Source organism: Plesiocystis pacifica SIR-1 (genome assembly GCF_000170895.1).
In the GTDB taxonomy this organism is placed as follows: Bacteria; Myxococcota_A; Polyangia; order Nannocystales; family Nannocystaceae; genus Plesiocystis; species Plesiocystis pacifica.
This window is the reverse complement of the sequence record NZ_ABCS01000031.1, coordinates 1-13,890: the sequence shown is the minus strand read 5'-3', so window position 1 is coordinate 13,890 and position 13,890 is coordinate 1. Positions and strand designations below refer to the sequence as shown.

Genomic DNA, 13,890 nt, shown 5'->3' with positions numbered 1-13,890 from the left:
GCGCCGGGCGTTGCGGGGCTCGGCCCAGCTGGGGAAGAGCTCGGGCCGACCGAGACCCGCCTTGGCGTTGCCGCGGCTCTCCGTGTAACGCTGGATCGCCGCGAGGGCCTCGAGCTCCGGGGGCGCGCCGGTCCGGGCCAGGTAGCGGCGGGTAGGGCGGGGCCTGGGACACGAGCAGGGCCGTGCCCGCGAGGCCGCCCACCGCGACCGCGCCGAGGGTCCACCACACCCAGCGCGGCACGGTGGGCTCGAGCTGTGTCCGCAGCGAGCTCATGCCCTCACCGCCTCACCTTGCGCGAGGCCACGACCGCCCCGAGGACGGTGCCCCCGAGCGCAAGACCCCCCGCGGTGACCCCCGCGGCGATCAGCCACGGCTTGCCGATCGTCTTCCACCACGGCCCCTTGACCGAGTTGATCACCCCCTCGACGACCTCGCCCGTTTCTTCGGCGGCGTCCTGGATCGCCTCGGCGGTCACCGTGTGGGCCAGGGCCAAGGCATCGACCACCCGACCGGTGAAGCCGTCGCTCATCTCCTTACTGTGGTCGGCGAGGATTCCGAGCTGCTGCGCGAAGTACATGTGCATGATCGCGTCCGGGACTGGCCCCGCCCCCTGGCGCCGCTTGACCAGGCCGACGAACACCGACTGGGTGGCCGTGCTTTCGGGGCTCAGCTCCTCAAGGGTGTTGGAGTAGGCGTGCAGGCGCTTGAGGTAGGCGAGGAACTCGGCGTGGTAGCGCTCGCGCTCGCTGTCGGCGACCTTGTAGTCCGGGAGCTTGTCCCAGATGTCCTGGGCGAGCAGGTGGACCTTCCGCGCCTCCTCGGCGACCTCTTCGAGCAGCGCGTTGAGCCGCGCCGCCGTCTGCTCCTCGGGGTCGTCGAACTCCGCCCACAGGGTGTCGAGGACCTGCGTGTAGTGCTTGTCCGCGGCGATCTCCGGGGGCCGGGCCGTGCCCATAGTGGGCGGGCCGGGCGGACTGGGCGGGCTGGGCGGATCGACGATCGCCTCTCCCTCCTCGAACTCGTCGTCGAGTTGGTGCGGACCGCTGGGACCCAAGTCGAGCCCGGGCACGTTCGCGCTCTCGGGGGGCTCGGTCACCTTCAGAGACCCGAGCGCGAACTCGGGGCGGATGAACGCGATGATCGGCTGATCAGCCATCGGAGTGCCTCCCGCCCCGTTGCTGGCGGTTGCGCTGAAGGTCCCGGCTGTCCCGCAGATCCTCAAACACCTCCCGGGAGCAGTAGGCCAGTTCGAGCGCCTCGATCGTCTCCGCGTCGAGAACCCCCGTGCGCAACAGGGGCTGTGCGGCGAAGCGGTTGAAGTCGGCCTGGAACTCGCGGATCCCCGCGGCCGAGGTGGTGTAGCCGAGCTTGCGCAGGCGCTGCTGCGGCGTCAGTTTGCGCGCGTTCATTGGGCCTCCTTGACCATCTGGGACCAGATCAACTTGTTGGCGAACCAGTTCCTGAACACGATCTCGAGGGCGTTGAGCGTGTTCTTCCCGGGGATGCCGTCGACGAGGAGCAGCCCGCGATAAAAGGCCAGCGAGGCCTTGTCCCGCGGCTCGCTGGGGAGCTCGAGCTTGCCCGAGTCGATCGCCTTGATGACGCGGTTCCAGTCGCCTTGAAAGCGCGAGACCTGTGGGTGGGGCTTGTTGTTGGGGACGAGGGTCTCGTCGTTGAACGCGACCTTGTAGCCCAGCGCGTTCATGGTCAGCCGGACCGGCCCCGGGCTCTTGAAGCGCGTCGTGTTGTAGCCCTCGGGGTCCTTGCTGATGTTCGGGGGCTTGCCCGTGGCGCGCTTGCCCGAGCTCGACTTGCCCCCGCTCGACTTGTTGCCGCCCGACTTGCCGCCACCGCTCTTGCTGCCGCCGTCGTCGTCATCGATGACGATCGTGTCGTTGATGAACCAACCTCGGCTGCGACCAAGCCGGACCAGGCCAAAGGCGGCGAGGCCTACGGCAGCCGTCGCGCCCACGCCCACGCCGATCCCGACCTTTTGCCCGGTGGTCAGCCCCCGTTCTTTGACCTCGACTCGGGCGAGGGCCTGCGCCGGGGCGTTGCTCTCGAGCGTGGCCTCGGGGTCGTCGTCCTGGGTGATCACGTTCGCGGCCCAGTCATCCGTGCTCTTCAGCGTCGTCATGTCGTCCACAGCAGCAACTTTCTTCGGGGGCTTCGAACTTCGAGACGGGATCGACGATCGAACCGTCCTCCCGCTGGTAAGCCAGGCGGTCGCCCTCGACGAGCACCGGGCGGCACGCCACGCCCTGGGACAGCTCGCGGCCCATGGAGTAGGCGACGATGCTCACCGGGTGCCCGACGCGGGTCTCGAGCAGGCGCTTGGCGTCTTGCAGCGCGCTGTCGGTGTCGAGTTCGCAGCCGGCACAGCGCGCGCAGCAAGGCGAGTCCTCGGGGGCCTCGCGGATGAACTGTCGGGCGTTGAGCTTGGCCAGGGCCTCGGTGAAGAACACCGCGGCCTCGCTCACCAAGTGCTCGCCGACGAGCTCGGTGGGGAAGCGAAACATCCGCGCTCAGCCCTTGCTGCCCGAGTCCTCGGGCCGGATCCCCGACGAGCTGAGCCAGCTGCGCAGCTGGCCGTAGAGCGAGTCGGACAGGCCCAGGTGCTCCTTGAGGTAGCGCAGGCCCGCGTAGCCGCCGATCGCCCCGAAGAAGGTCGCCTGGAACATCTGGCTGTCGGAGCCCGTGAGGTTCGAGACCTCGATCGTGAACCCCTTGGAGCTGTCGACGGGGCCGATGTCCGGCGGGAAGGGGTTGAAGGGGGTCTTGAGCGGCTCCCAGTCGAAGGTGTCGGGGTCGCGGGTGGTCGTGATGCCCGTGCCGGTCAGGCCTGCGTCCCGATCATCGCGGCGGGTGATCGCCTCGATGCGGATGTCCGGCCCCGACAGGTAGGCCACCATGGCGACCGGCAACAGCCGCTCGTTGGGCTTGACCTCGTGGCGCTTGCGGCCACCGGCCGGCACGGGAATCTCGACCTCGAAGGGCACGATGTAGCCGATCGAGAACTCGCCCGCGCAGGGCAGGTTGCGTTGGATCGAGTCCTGGGCGGCTTCGAGTCCGTAGGGGCCTCCGGGCGCGCGCGGGAGCAGGGTGTTGAGGTTGCTGGGTCCGATGAGCATGGTCTGAATCTCTGGTCGTCAGTTGGGGGTCAGTTGGGTGGATGGGTTGGGCCCGCTCAGGTGGCCGGCTCTTCGAGGGCGGCCAGGCGGGTGGCGTGGCTGTTGATGCGCCGCTCGAGCTCGGCCACGCGGCCCTCGAGGCGGCCCTGCTGGTCTTCGAGGGCGTCCTGGCGGGCGCGCTCCTTGGCCTGCTTGTCGAGCAAGAGCCCCGCTCGGCGAGCTCGGCCGCCCTGCTTGGCCTTTCGCCGCTCGAGCTCACGCTGCTCGCCGCGGGTCGTCGTCTCCTCGCCGCTCACAGCTCACCTCGCACGATGCGGCGGGTGGTGATGCCCAGCTGGGTCTGGAGCATCGACTTGCCCACGCGACAGGCCGACCGAAGGGCGCGCTGATTGGGGTTGAGCAGGCACCCGATCTTCGCGCCGGTGCCGAGCAGGCCGTTGACCAGGCCGCCCACGGGGACCTGCTTGGGGCCCACCGTCCAGCACGACAGCGCCCCGGCCCCGATCGAGCTGAACACCTCGAGGGTCTCCGTGGCGATGTGCTCGATCCGGTCGAGGCGGGCCTCCTCGACCTGTCGGCGGGCGTCTTCCTCCGTCTCCCGGAGGCACTTGTGGGCGAAGTTCTGGGCCTGGAGCCGGTTCTCGAGGTCGACGACCTCGGGCAGCGCCTGGTCGAGCGCGGCCATGGCCCCCGGACTCGAGTCCGCGGCGAGTTGATGAATCGACATGCGTCCACCGTGGACCAAGTCGCGTCATTTGCCAACTGGCCGCGAGGTAAGGTCATGCGATTAGCTGGCCTCGACTACGGTCGAGAGTTTGTATTTGCATGCAACGCGGCGTGCATCGTTGCAGCCAAGATGGACCCAAATTGGGCGCCCAGAGGCCAACTTGCATGCAACGGGGCCAAGTTTGCGTCCAAGCTCGTGCAACGTTGGAGTCCAAAACGGCGAGCCATATGTGGTGAATCGAGATTGTTGGCTCTTTCCGCTTGCCATCTCGGAAAAGCGCCACCATGGTTTCGCTCGATATGAGCGCTGCCATCTACGAGTACCCGCCCCCTCCCGCGAAGTGGTCCGACCAGATCGCCGAGTATGACCCCGTCCTCGCGGTCCTTCTGTTGCAGTGGCGCTGCGGTCGGGCCAGCTACCGGGCGCTCATCCCCAATCAGGCGCCACTGCCTGAAGAAGCGACCCTAGAGGGGGATGAGGAGCTCGACGGGACCCGCCTCGAATGGGAGCACGACCCCGATCTGCCCCCCTCGGGTCTGCGCCTGAAGGCCGAACAGACCACCGCCCAGTTCTGGTCTCTCGCCAAGCTGTGGGCGAGCACCCTCGACATCCCCTGCGACTTCAAACTCATCGGCTATGACGAAGGTGGGGACGTCCTGTTTGGGGACGGCAAGCGCTGCCGTCCGCTCGCCCAGTCCAGCACTTCGGCCGTCGAGGATGAACTCGAGGCCTCTCACATCGGAGCCTCGCGCGACGCCTTTCGGCACTACCAGTCCGAGCGCCTGTTCGAGTCCCGCCTCAACGCGATGTTCGATCGCCACATCGAAGAGCGCGACAAGTCCTATGCCGAGCGCGACAAGTCCTTCCAGGTCGCGGCGGATGCTCTGGTCTCCGCCCAGCAGACCTTCGCGGCCGTCCAGGAGACAATCGAGGCTGGCCCCCGCCTCATCAACAAGGCCAGCGAACTGTTCAAGGACGCGACCGAGTACCAGCGCGAGCAGGTCGAGCGGCTGCGTGCCGACTCCTCGGGCCAGACCGAGCTCCGGGCCAAGGCCTTCGCCGAGGGCGAGAAGACCCAGCGCGTGGCCATGGCCCTCGAGACCGGGAAGATGGCCTTCGACGCCTTCATGGGCGAGCTGGTGCCCTTCGCCAACCGCGTCGTCGAGCTGATGGCCCAGCGAGACCTGACCGTCTTCCCGACCTTCGGGTCCGCCCAGCAGGCGATGATCTTCTTGTTCCACACCCTCAACCCGCGCCAGCTCCTCCAGCTGTGGAACGGAAACGAGAAGGCCGCGGGGGCCATGCGGGCGCTGCTCGACAAGGGCGCGGCCTTCGAGGCCGAGCGCGACGCCCTCGAGCACATCGCCCGGCTGATCCCCCTGTTCAACAGCGACCAGTTCCGCGACGTCGCCGACGCCGAGCAGCAGCTCGCCGCGCGCTACATCGTCGGCCGCCTCGCCACGCACCGCATGGCCAGCTACCCCGAGGCGGGCGATGACCCCTTCTGAGCGCCAGGCCTTGCGCCGGCAGCTCTACCGCGAGCTGGGCTTCGACGAGCTCACCCGGGAGAACTGTGCCCGGGAGCTGTTCGGCGACTTCGACCTCGTCGGGCGCCCGCGGTCTGGAGAGCGCGTGCGCGTCGTCCAGACCGGACCCGGGCGGCGAGACCCCAGGCCGGCGAACGAGCCCCAAGCCAACCCTGACCCCGAGCCCACCTGAGTCGATCATGCTCTTGCGCCCCGACGCTACCTACCTCAACCACGCCAACCGGCACCTTCCCATCTTCCCGCCAGGCACGGACTGGCTGCACTTCGAGAGTAAGCTCCCGGGCAAAGAGGTCTTCGCCGACTCGATCCTCGACCCCGCGGTCGGCCTCTCGGGTGAGCTGGGGCTCCGCACCTTCGCCAGCGCGGACTGGAAGAACTGGATCTCGACCTCGCAGATCAGCCTGTTCGAGATCGGCACGCGGATCGGGGTCCCGGCGATCAAGGGCGCCCCCCTCGGCCGCACCGTCGCGCAGGTCTACTCGAGCGTTGGGTCGGTCATCGACATCTTCCAGCACGTCGACGACGGCACCGAGCTCGTCACAGAGCTGCTCAAGAACGCGGGCGTGCAGGCGCTCCAGCAGATCGCCGGGCAAACCAACATGATCGGCCAGACCGTGGCCCAGGTGATCGCGGCGGCGGTTTGGGCCGCGGATGTCGTTGCCGCGCACCGGGCGAGCGAGCTGGCCAAGGACGTGGCCCTACCGCCCTTGCAGTCGGAGGAACCGGCCACGGACACGTGGCAGGTCAACCGGGTGATGGAGGTGATCCGCCAGCGCGGCCACGGCGGGGTGGTCTTCCCCGACGGGAAGGTCGAGGCCGCGTCCAACGCGGACTACACGAGCCTCTACCTGCCGGCATACGAACCAAGGGTCGCGTGGAAGTTCCAGCACCGGGCCAACGGGATCGCGGCGCAGCAGGGCGACCCCGGCCGGGCGCGCGGGCCGAGGGGGGAGACGCAGTACCGCTTCGACGTCGGCGACGGGTCGAACTTTGGGTTCATGCCAGGCACGCGGACGATGCTGCGCGTCCTCCAGGCTTCGTATCGCTTCTATCAGACGCCCCGCGGGACGCCGGTCGATCGCTACAGCCTGCGGTGCAAGGGCGTGGACAAGCCCTGCTACATGCGGGCTGAGGCCTTCGACGGACGCCGGGACTGCCGGATGTGCGTGAAGGCGGAGTCCGTCTGGCCGACGCAGGGTCTGGGCTGGGCCTACGCCGGGGCGCCGCTGAACGTGACCACGCCCGGGGAGAACGTGGGGGCGTTCTACCCGTCGACCAACAAGCTGCTCGCGGGGCTGCTGGAGTCGATCGCCCAACCGGGGCCGCTGCTCTACACCATCGACGTCGAGGCCATCGATCGAGCGTGGAAGAGCTGCTTTGAACAGTTCTGGCTGTTCGTCCAGTCGGAGTGGACCCGGGTTCGCGCCCCTGGATGGCGCGGGCTCCTCTCACGGCTGGCCACGCTCATGACCGCGTATGAGACCAACGGCGAACTCCACGTCGGCGGGCGACACCCCGCGATGCCGACCGCGCTCATCGCCAACCCGCGCGAGGGCCATTTCCAGCTGTCGTTCTCGGAGAGCATCTACTCCCAGCTCATCAAGCCGTTTTGCAAGACCGTCGGGGCGATGCAGCTTCAAGGCCTGGACAACCTCGACGTCGCCTATATCCCGCCCGGCGCGGGCGCGCTCTACCATGGTGATGGTCGGGTACGGCGCAACCGCCTCGGAGACGCCTTCACCGAGGCGAGGGGAGCCCTCGTCCAGTCGACCAAGCGCGTGCTCGTGGACCTGCGCCAAGTCGCAGATCCCGAGATGCGTCAGGCCCTCGAGCAGGCCGGGGTCAAGGTGTCCAACGTCAATCCCCTGCTGCAAGGCAGCCCAGGTCTCGGTCACGAAGTACTGCGACCGAAGCTCAAGCCGCCCCGAGCGATCAAGCCGCCGCGGGTAGCGAGCGGGTCCCCCCTCGACAGCGCGGTGTCCCTGGCCCGGTCGAAGCCTCCTCGCCAGGTCGGTGAGGGTTCACCCTCAGAGACTTCTGAGCTCCTGGAGACATCGAAGGCCGTAGGCCCCGGCGCCATCGCTGGTGGTGCGTTCGCCCTGACCGCTGCGGGGCTCTGGGGGCTCCATCAACTGGAAAAGCACAAGCGGCGGCCGTGATACCGTTCGGCCATGCTCACCCGCCTGGCCGCGCGTGTCTGCGTGCTCCCCCTGGTCCTGCTCTCCTGTCAGAGCCCGCCCGACATCTCCGGCGAGATCGAGTACTTCGGCGACCTGTACAACATCTCGGTTGGCCTGCTGTGTGACTGCCCACAAGAGCTTGGGTACGAGACGGGAGCCGAGTGCGACGATGCCCTTGGCGGCGTCAACGTCGACGAGCGCGCCTGCATCGCCAACGCCCTCGATGGTCATGAGGCCGACGCTCAGGGCTACCTCGGGTGCATGAACGATGCCCTAGATGCCTACGTGGCATGCCTCGAGGACAACGCCGGGTGCGTGGCGGGGTGGAACGCTGACTGCACCAGTGACTACGACAGCGCGCGAGCCAGCTGCTCGGGGCTGGACTCTCCGCAGCGAGACAGCTTCGAGGCCTGCCTGCCTTGAGCGAGCAGTGACTGTGCCACGCAAACCCCGCCCGCCTGCCGAGCAACGGACCGGTGTACCGTCTGTGTCGTGATCGAACGCCGCCCTGTCCACGAGGTGCTCGCTGCGAACCTGCACCGCTTCGCCTTCGAGCAGAACCTGACGCTCGAGGCCGTGGCGCTCGCGGCGGGTATCTCGCTGGAGCGACTCCAAGCGATCTGCGCTGGCGAGTTCGACCCGGACCTCGACCTCGTCCACCGCATCGCCCACGCGGTTGGAGTCACGTCGTCCGAACTCCTCGCCGAGCCCAACTACAACTGAATCACTGAGCCTTCACGTGCGCAGACAGTGCACGGACCATCACGCAGGCGATCTGCTGCTCGTACTCGGGAAGCGCCTGCACCAGCGCCGAGACCTCATCGCCCGCCTGCCCCGCGAGCAGGGCAGAGACGGTCTCTCCCAGCGCGTTCGCGACCTTGCGGACGGTGAAGAGCGAGGGGGTCCCACCACCCTGCTCGAGTCGCCCGATCGTCTCCTTCGAGACCTGCGCCTTCTCAGCGAGCTTCTCCTGGCTCAGGCCGAGCTCTCGCCGCCGCTCTCGCACGCGATCGCCGAGCTCCTCGTGGGTCAACTCCCTCTTGCTGAGCTCGTCCTGGCTCAGCACGTTGACCCTCCGCGGAGCATCGCGGGCATTCGATGGCATCGAGAGCTTAGCTGGTTCATGCGGCTGACCGTTGGACACGCGACAGCTGTCCGCGCCATTCCCAGGAACAGCAAACTAGCAATGGCAGGGAACGGGAGCAAGCGCCTACGCGGACCTGGCCGACACCATTCCAAGCCTTACCGCCACAGGGCTCGTCACGAATTACACCGCTTGGACTAATCCGTGACCTGGTGCTCCGCCGACGACTCGCGCAATGGTCCCCCATTGCGACACGCCGAGCGCTACGTCCCCGGGGCTGCGGCCTACCGCGATCTGATCGAGGCCGTTGAGCGCGGAGCCATCGACGGCGACAACGCCCTCGACTTCCCCGTGGGCGTTAGCGACACCTACACCGTCCAGCTGTCGACTTGGGCGAGGATGACGGCCATCTTGCTCGAGCGCATCATCTCCGACGCAGGCTCGGTCAGGCGCGCGGCCAAGTTCCTGGACGTTCCCCGCTCGACGCTCGGGTCATGGCGAGTCCGGGCGAAGCGCGAACTCGAATGACGGTGGTTACCGATTAGGCCAAGTCTCCGGATTGCTGACCTGTTCTCGGCGTGCACGACTCGCCACGATGGCGAGCATGAAGCATGAGACAGACTCACCAAGCATGGGGCCACACCCCTGCAACATGTCGGCGGCCCCAGGTGATGAACCATTGATGTCGACGACTCTCCTCGATCCTCTCGTCGCCGAGACCGAGCGCCACGTACTGGTCTGCGCCCTGCGCAAGCATCCGAGCTGGACTCTCGGCGAGCTGGTTGACTACGTCGTCCAGGGGGGCGAGCGCGCACAGACGCTCCGAGCGGTCCGTCTGGAGGAGCTAATTGGTGGCGAGCAGGAAGTAGTTGTCGTTGGCAGGCGGGCCCACAGTAAAGGCCTGGTCCTGGAGCGGCTCGAGGCTGCTCGGCAAGCGACGGGCGAGCTCTTCGACGAGTTCGTCCGTGAGGTCCTCGATGAAGCGATGTCTGACCCAGACGTGGACCAGGGCTGGATCGACGGCCGCTTCTTGCGAAACCAGGTCGGCGGCCCACGGTGGAAGCTCCAGGCCTCGCTCACTCGCCTCGTCAACGCGGGGCAAGTCGAGCGCAAGGGCAGGACCAACTCGACCCGCTACCGCCGGAGGCGACCCTGAGCCCCGCGCGGCGCTTCGGGGCTCATGTTCGGAGCCTCCGCAAGGCGCGTGGGATGACGCAGGAGGTCTTGGCCGAGCGCTCGGGGTTGTCCACCGACACGGTCCGCCGGCTCGAGCATGGCTCCTTCTCTCCAAGCCTCGACACGCTCATGAAGTTGTGCCGTGGGCTGGACATGATGATGAGCACGCTCTTCATGGCCTTGGAACTCGGGGAGAGGGACCTCGCCCGTGAGCTTGTCGATCTGATCCTGAGCCGGTCCGCGGGGGAGCAAGAGCTCAGTTTTCAGGTTCTGTGGGCACTCTTTCGGCAGCTCGATCGTGAGGAAGAAGCGGCTGAGTAAGTCAGCCGTTGGCCCCCATCAAGTGCGGCTCTGGATCCGCCTGGCCACACGAGCCTCCATGGACCTTCGCCCCCGTCGTCGGTGGGAACGCACGGTCGCCGAGGGCAAGCCTTCACGGGCAGCAAACGACTGCACGTCACCACCAGCGAGCTGGTCCACGAGCGCGAGCCGGTGCGGCGTCGCCAACCGCCGGAGCTCACTCTCGAGGACGCGGCTCCGCTCCCGTCGGCGCAGCGCCGTGCTCGGACCCGTCGCCGGGTTGGCGAACTCGGCCGACTCGAACTCCATGACCCGCGCAGCTCGGGGTACACGGCGATAACGCACCCGCAGCACCAAGATCCGCGCGATGCTCAGCATCCACCGCTCGAGGGCTTGGTCGTGCACGGGCTCAAAGCTCGCCAGCCGGGTCCAGATGGTCTCGTTCGCCTCCTGGACCAAGTCGGCGACGAGCTGCTCGTCGACGCGAGCCCTGAAGTAGTTCCGAAGCCGGTCATTGATCGCCCTCCCCAGGCGCTCTTTCGCCCGCTCTTTACGGACACTCGCGGGTGCACCAGCGAACTCTCGGTACAGGCGGTCGACCCCCATCGCGTGCAGTCTACCCAAACCGCAAAGCTCGCGACTGCCCCGAAGAACACGTCGAGACTTCGAGTGTTCGCGGACCCGAGGTGATAGGGTCGGAAGCGTCGAGGATGGGCGACGCCGAGGACAAGAAGACGAGCCTCATGGAGCTCGAGGACCACGAGATCGACTGGCTTCACCCGGAGCAGTATCTCGAGGGCTACGAGAGCTCGGATCACGCCCCCGCCGAGCTCTCTCCCAATTCGGAGCGCTTCCAGCAGCTCTGCTCGCGCATCGAGGTCCCGGTGTTCTTCCGACGTAGAGGTGACGAAGGCCACGAGCTCGTTCACATCGATCGCTACGCCATCGACGAGGTCGTCGGCCGCGGCGGCATGGGCATGGTCGTGGCGGGCTGGGACCCCAAATTGGGGCGCAGGGTGGCGATCAAGTTGTGTCTCGACGTTAGCGAGGCTGGCCAAGAGGTGCTGCGTCGGGAGGCGATGATCCTCGCCCGGCTGCGCCACCCCAACATCATCGCGGTCCACGACTTCGGCACCTTCGAGGGCGACTTCTACATGGTCATGGACTACGTCGACGGGATGAACGGTCGGCGTTGGCTGGAGCAGTGGGTGACCGTCGGCGAGGTGTGCCGCGTGTTCTCGGCGGCGATCCGCGGGCTCGATGGAGCGCATCGAGCGGGCGTGCTGCATGGGGACTTCAAGCCGTCGAATGTTCTCGTGGCGAAGACGGGCGAGGTCTTCGTCGCCGACTTTGGCGTGGCGGAGCTGCTGTCCGTCGAGGACTCCGCCGACGGCGATGAGGAGCCGCGCCGGCCTCGGGGCGGCACGTTGGTCTACATGGCCCCGGAACGACTGCGAGGCCGGCGGGGAGATGAGCGGTCAGATCAGTACTCGGCTTGCGTGTCGATGTGGGCGGGCCTGCAGGGATCCTGGCCGTTTGCGGGCAAGACCGCCGAGGAGATGTTGAAGGCGATCGAGCGCGGCGAGGCCCGGGTGGGCTCGCAGCCTGCTCTCGGGGAGATCTCCGACGCGCTGGAGCAGGTGCTGCTGCGCGGGCTTCGGCCGGATCCTCGGGACCGGCACGAGAGCATGGCGGCGCTGCTCGAGGCGATCGAGGAGACCCAGTCGACCGGCGGAGCGGAGCCGCTGCGGGACCGTCGGTGGCTTCACGCCCCGCTGATGTTCGGGGTGATGGTGGTCGCGTTTGCGCTGTCGCTCGGCGCGATGTGGTGGGGGACGCGGCAAACCCCGGCGAGCGAGCTGCTCGCCGAGGTCGCGGAGGTGAGCATGCCGGCGCAGTCCGCGGTGGATGTGGCGGTGGTGCTAATCCGGGACGGGAAGCGCCAGGAGGGCTTGCTGGTTTGGGAGGCCGATCTCGAGCGGCGCAAGACCCGCAAAGAGCCCTTCGGGCAAGAAGGGCTCCGGGTGGGCGCGGCTTTGCTGGCTCGTGGTGAGAAGATCGTCGAAGACGATCCCGAGGAAGCCAAGAAGCTGGCCGAGGAAGCGCTCACACTTGCGAGTGTCCTTGGCGACGAACTGGGTGACTCCGCTGACTCATTGACCAAGCTGACAACAGATGCCCAGGCCTTGCACCACCGAGCGATCCAGTGAGCCCGCCGCTAGTGGAAGCAGGTCACGGTTCCATCTTCGTTCGTGACTCCGTTGAGGCACAAGGCGACATAGCCCTCCACATCCGTGCACCACCCAGCAACATCAGCAGTGATCGGCTCACAGCCCTGACTCGTGCAACACAGCAACTCGGCCTTCGCCTCCTCTGGCGGGGGCCCGCTGTAGCTGAGGCACAAGTCCAAGTCGCACGCGTCGACATAGGGCTGGTAGCAACTGGCTCCGTCTTCGGTCACCTCCCCGAACTCGCAGTAGTAGCGCTCGCCGGTGACGCAGCGCCCCAGGAGGTCGGGCAAGTCGCAAACGGCCGCGTCGGCGGCCTCGTCGATCTCGCAGCACAGCTCCTCGTCCAGCCGAGGAGCGTCTGGTCCACTCGGCTCGCAGTAGCGCGGAAAGACCTGCCCGAGGGCGTCGACGTAGGGGGAGCCGTCTGCGTCGAGGTGTAGAGCCCCACACAGGTCGGGGGCCGCGGCCAGGGTTGAAATGATGGTGAGAATACTCGCGAGTGTCATGAATCGACGCTAGCACCGCGTTTGCGGGTGCCTAGCCGTTCACTCGCCTCACGGCAGCGAGCTCCCAGGTTGCTTCAATCTTGACCACAACCGAGCCGATCACCGAGCCCCAAAAACCTTGGCACATCGCCGGTACCCGGTGACCATCACCCATGGCCAAGGCGCCCCCAAAGCACCCTCGTGCTCGTGCCAAGTCAAAGCGCGTCAAGCCCGCCCCGGAATCCGAGGTCCGTTCCTCGTCCCGCACGCCCTGGGTCCCGAGCTCGGCCCGCTCCGTGCTCCACTCGCTCCCACGAGATGGCTCCGGCCGCGTGTTGATGACTCACCCTGGCCGGCGCCAGCAAGCTGCCGATCCTCCCCTCTCGATCGGCGCAGCTCTCTACGACGCCCTGGCCGGCCGCACCGACAACTTTGCAATGGTCGTCGGCTATTTCGGTCACGGTGGTCGCGCCGCTCCTGGCTCGGGTCCGACCGACTCCGACGCAACGCCGACGACGAGGTCAACCATGAGGCTCTCGAAGATTTTGCCCACCTCCTCCGCGAAACCCACGCGGCCTGTGACGATGCGAGCCCCTCGGTGGCGCAGCAGCTCGAGCGAATTGACGACGTCTTCGCTCGACAGCGCGAACGCCTCGAGGACGACGCCGCAGCGCGTGCGCAGCTTCGCGCCCACGAAGGTTCCACTCGATGACCGAGCCCAACGGATCCGAGCCCACCTCGGACCAACCCACCTCCACCGATGACACCACCCCCTCCACGCCGACGACCGACGCCTCCACGGAGGGCGCTCAGGATAGCCCTGAGCCGCCCGCCGCGGATGATGGTGCCGTCGATGCAGTAGAGGCAGCCGAGGCTTCCACGCCCACGAAGGCCGTCGCAGACGCGCCCGAGTCGGCGGTTGCGACCGAGACCTCCGAGGCCGAGTCGACCTTCGCCACCGAGGTGGCGGAGCTCCCCGACGCACCGCCCCCCGCCCCCGAGCCGCCCGCGGCCGTGTCCGGCGAGAT

At 67.5% G+C, this 13,890-nt stretch carries 20 protein-coding genes and 1 pseudogene; 10 read left to right on the top strand and 11 right to left on the bottom strand.

What is annotated here, in order from left to right:
* Window positions 1-278: 278 nt before the first annotated feature.
* The 7 genes from PPSIR1_RS17415 to PPSIR1_RS17385 are packed head-to-tail and all read right to left on the bottom strand — an operon-like array spanning window position 279 to window position 3,859.
* Window positions 279-1,157 (bottom strand): hypothetical protein, encoded by an 879-nt coding sequence (locus PPSIR1_RS17415; protein ID WP_006972419.1) that lies wholly within the window; start codon window positions 1,155-1,157, stop codon window positions 279-281.
* On the bottom strand, window positions 1,150-1,410 hold the full coding sequence (locus PPSIR1_RS17410; RefSeq protein ID WP_006972418.1) for a peptidoglycan-binding domain-containing protein: 261 nt from the start codon (window positions 1,408-1,410) through the stop codon (window positions 1,150-1,152). The genes PPSIR1_RS17415 and PPSIR1_RS17410 overlap by 8 nt, the downstream gene beginning before the upstream one ends.
* Window positions 1,407-2,138 (bottom strand): hypothetical protein, encoded by a 732-nt coding sequence (locus PPSIR1_RS17405; protein WP_006972417.1) that lies wholly within the window; start codon window positions 2,136-2,138, stop codon window positions 1,407-1,409. The genes PPSIR1_RS17410 and PPSIR1_RS17405 overlap by 4 nt, the downstream gene beginning before the upstream one ends.
* Window positions 2,113-2,520 carry a hypothetical protein gene (locus PPSIR1_RS17400; RefSeq protein WP_006972416.1) on the bottom strand — a complete coding sequence of 136 codons (408 nt, stop codon included), beginning with the start codon at window positions 2,518-2,520 and terminating at the stop codon, window positions 2,113-2,115. The genes PPSIR1_RS17405 and PPSIR1_RS17400 overlap by 26 nt, the downstream gene beginning before the upstream one ends.
* Window positions 2,521-2,526: 6 nt before the next feature.
* Window positions 2,527-3,132, bottom strand: coding sequence for a hypothetical protein (locus tag PPSIR1_RS17395; RefSeq protein WP_006971255.1), 606 nt, complete (start codon window positions 3,130-3,132; stop codon window positions 2,527-2,529).
* 56 nt (window positions 3,133-3,188) lie between these two features.
* Window positions 3,189-3,428 carry a hypothetical protein gene (locus PPSIR1_RS17390; protein WP_006971254.1) on the bottom strand — a complete coding sequence of 80 codons (240 nt, stop codon included), beginning with the start codon at window positions 3,426-3,428 and terminating at the stop codon, window positions 3,189-3,191.
* On the bottom strand, window positions 3,425-3,859 hold the full coding sequence (locus tag PPSIR1_RS17385) for a hypothetical protein (protein ID WP_157595654.1): 435 nt from the start codon (window positions 3,857-3,859) through the stop codon (window positions 3,425-3,427). The genes PPSIR1_RS17390 and PPSIR1_RS17385 overlap by 4 nt, the downstream gene beginning before the upstream one ends.
* Before the next feature lie 284 nt (window positions 3,860-4,143).
* Here PPSIR1_RS17385 and PPSIR1_RS17380 point away from each other — a divergent pair, with 284 nt between their 5' ends.
* The 5 genes from PPSIR1_RS17380 to PPSIR1_RS17360 all read left to right on the top strand — a co-directional run bounded on the left by PPSIR1_RS17380 (window position 4,144) and on the right by PPSIR1_RS17360 (window position 8,309).
* The gene (locus PPSIR1_RS17380; RefSeq protein WP_232296499.1) at window positions 4,144-5,367 is read left to right on the top strand and encodes a hypothetical protein; all 1,224 of its coding nucleotides are present in this window, start codon (window positions 4,144-4,146) and stop codon (window positions 5,365-5,367) included.
* A complete protein-coding gene (locus PPSIR1_RS17375) occupies window positions 5,354-5,578 on the top strand; it encodes a hypothetical protein (RefSeq protein ID WP_006972413.1) in 225 nt (74 codons plus the stop codon). Before PPSIR1_RS17380 ends, PPSIR1_RS17375 begins: the two co-directional genes overlap by 14 nt.
* Window positions 5,579-5,585: 7 nt before the next feature.
* The gene (locus PPSIR1_RS17370) at window positions 5,586-7,565 is read left to right on the top strand and encodes a hypothetical protein (RefSeq protein ID WP_006972412.1); all 1,980 of its coding nucleotides are present in this window, start codon (window positions 5,586-5,588) and stop codon (window positions 7,563-7,565) included.
* Between the two features lie 12 nt (window positions 7,566-7,577).
* Window positions 7,578-8,009 carry a hypothetical protein gene (locus PPSIR1_RS17365; protein ID WP_006972411.1) on the top strand — a complete coding sequence of 144 codons (432 nt, stop codon included), beginning with the start codon at window positions 7,578-7,580 and terminating at the stop codon, window positions 8,007-8,009.
* A 69-nt stretch (window positions 8,010-8,078) separates the two neighbouring features.
* Window positions 8,079-8,309 carry a helix-turn-helix transcriptional regulator gene (locus PPSIR1_RS17360; protein ID WP_232296498.1) on the top strand — a complete coding sequence of 77 codons (231 nt, stop codon included), beginning with the start codon at window positions 8,079-8,081 and terminating at the stop codon, window positions 8,307-8,309.
* 1 nt (window position 8,310) lies between these two features.
* Here the strand turns inward: PPSIR1_RS17360 and PPSIR1_RS46185 are convergent, their stop codons facing one another.
* Complete coding sequence (locus tag PPSIR1_RS46185; protein WP_006972409.1) at window positions 8,311-8,652, bottom strand: helix-turn-helix domain-containing protein; 342 nt, start codon at window positions 8,650-8,652, stop codon at window positions 8,311-8,313.
* A 264-nt stretch (window positions 8,653-8,916) separates the two neighbouring features.
* Between PPSIR1_RS46185 and PPSIR1_RS17350 the strand changes: the two genes are divergently transcribed.
* From PPSIR1_RS17350 to PPSIR1_RS17340, 3 genes are all read left to right on the top strand, one after another.
* Window positions 8,917-9,198 (top strand): hypothetical protein, encoded by a 282-nt coding sequence (locus PPSIR1_RS17350; RefSeq protein WP_006972408.1) that lies wholly within the window; start codon window positions 8,917-8,919, stop codon window positions 9,196-9,198.
* Window positions 9,199-9,352: 154 nt separating this feature from the next.
* Window positions 9,353-9,826 carry a hypothetical protein gene (locus tag PPSIR1_RS46180; protein ID WP_006972407.1) on the top strand — a complete coding sequence of 158 codons (474 nt, stop codon included), beginning with the start codon at window positions 9,353-9,355 and terminating at the stop codon, window positions 9,824-9,826.
* Complete coding sequence (locus PPSIR1_RS17340) at window positions 9,823-10,167, top strand: helix-turn-helix domain-containing protein (RefSeq protein ID WP_045116223.1); 345 nt, start codon at window positions 9,823-9,825, stop codon at window positions 10,165-10,167. The genes PPSIR1_RS46180 and PPSIR1_RS17340 overlap by 4 nt, the downstream gene beginning before the upstream one ends.
* Window positions 10,168-10,185: 18 nt before the next feature.
* On the opposite strand, the gene PPSIR1_RS17335 is transcribed toward PPSIR1_RS17340, so the two are convergent.
* On the bottom strand, window positions 10,186-10,752 hold the full coding sequence (locus tag PPSIR1_RS17335; RefSeq protein ID WP_157595653.1) for an RNA polymerase sigma factor: 567 nt from the start codon (window positions 10,750-10,752) through the stop codon (window positions 10,186-10,188).
* A 137-nt stretch (window positions 10,753-10,889) separates the two neighbouring features.
* Between PPSIR1_RS17335 and PPSIR1_RS17330 the strand changes: the two genes are divergently transcribed.
* A complete protein-coding gene (locus PPSIR1_RS17330) occupies window positions 10,890-12,356 on the top strand; it encodes a serine/threonine protein kinase (protein WP_157595652.1) in 1,467 nt (488 codons plus the stop codon).
* A gap of 8 nt (window positions 12,357-12,364) precedes the next feature.
* Here the strand turns inward: PPSIR1_RS17330 and PPSIR1_RS17325 are convergent, their stop codons facing one another.
* Together PPSIR1_RS17325 and PPSIR1_RS17320 are read right to left on the bottom strand one after the other, a co-directional pair.
* Entirely contained in the window at window positions 12,365-12,883 is a 519-nt protein-coding gene (locus tag PPSIR1_RS17325; RefSeq protein WP_006972403.1) for a hypothetical protein, read from the bottom strand.
* 436 nt (window positions 12,884-13,319) lie between these two features.
* Window positions 13,320-13,556, bottom strand: a complete 237-nt coding sequence (locus PPSIR1_RS17320; RefSeq protein WP_006972402.1) for a hypothetical protein — start codon at window positions 13,554-13,556, stop codon at window positions 13,320-13,322.
* 14 nt (window positions 13,557-13,570) lie between these two features.
* On the opposite strand from PPSIR1_RS17320, the pseudogene PPSIR1_RS17315 reads away from it, so the two are divergent.
* Window positions 13,571-13,890 (top strand): annotated as a pseudogene (locus PPSIR1_RS17315) (hypothetical protein); the annotation flags it as partial.

Excerpts from the sequence above, each read along its gene's own strand:
- PPSIR1_RS17415 (WP_006972419.1), bottom strand. The coding sequence starts at position 1,157 with ATGGCTGATCAGCCGATCATCGCGTTCATCCGCCCCGAGTTCGCGCTC.
- PPSIR1_RS17410 (WP_006972418.1), bottom strand. The coding sequence starts at position 1,410 with ATGAACGCGCGCAAACTGACGCCGCAGCAGCGCCTGCGCAAGCTCGGC.
- PPSIR1_RS17405 (WP_006972417.1), bottom strand. The coding sequence starts at position 2,138 with ATGACGACGCTGAAGAGCACGGATGACTGGGCCGCGAACGTGATCACC.
- PPSIR1_RS17400 (WP_006972416.1), bottom strand. The coding sequence starts at position 2,520 with ATGTTTCGCTTCCCCACCGAGCTCGTCGGCGAGCACTTGGTGAGCGAG.
- PPSIR1_RS17395 (WP_006971255.1), bottom strand. The coding sequence starts at position 3,132 with ATGCTCATCGGACCCAGCAACCTCAACACCCTGCTCCCGCGCGCGCCC.
- PPSIR1_RS17385 (WP_157595654.1), bottom strand. The coding sequence starts at position 3,859 with ATGTCGATTCATCAACTCGCCGCGGACTCGAGTCCGGGGGCCATGGCC.
- PPSIR1_RS17380 (WP_232296499.1), top strand. The coding sequence starts at position 4,144 with ATGGTTTCGCTCGATATGAGCGCTGCCATCTACGAGTACCCGCCCCCT.
- PPSIR1_RS17375 (WP_006972413.1), top strand. The coding sequence starts at position 5,354 with ATGACCCCTTCTGAGCGCCAGGCCTTGCGCCGGCAGCTCTACCGCGAG.
- PPSIR1_RS17370 (WP_006972412.1), top strand. The coding sequence starts at position 5,586 with ATGCTCTTGCGCCCCGACGCTACCTACCTCAACCACGCCAACCGGCAC.
- PPSIR1_RS17365 (WP_006972411.1), top strand. The coding sequence starts at position 7,578 with ATGCTCACCCGCCTGGCCGCGCGTGTCTGCGTGCTCCCCCTGGTCCTG.
- PPSIR1_RS46180 (WP_006972407.1), top strand. The coding sequence starts at position 9,353 with ATGTCGACGACTCTCCTCGATCCTCTCGTCGCCGAGACCGAGCGCCAC.
- PPSIR1_RS17335 (WP_157595653.1), bottom strand. The coding sequence starts at position 10,752 with ATGGGGGTCGACCGCCTGTACCGAGAGTTCGCTGGTGCACCCGCGAGT.
- PPSIR1_RS17330 (WP_157595652.1), top strand. The coding sequence starts at position 10,890 with ATGGAGCTCGAGGACCACGAGATCGACTGGCTTCACCCGGAGCAGTAT.
- PPSIR1_RS17325 (WP_006972403.1), bottom strand. The coding sequence starts at position 12,883 with ATGACACTCGCGAGTATTCTCACCATCATTTCAACCCTGGCCGCGGCC.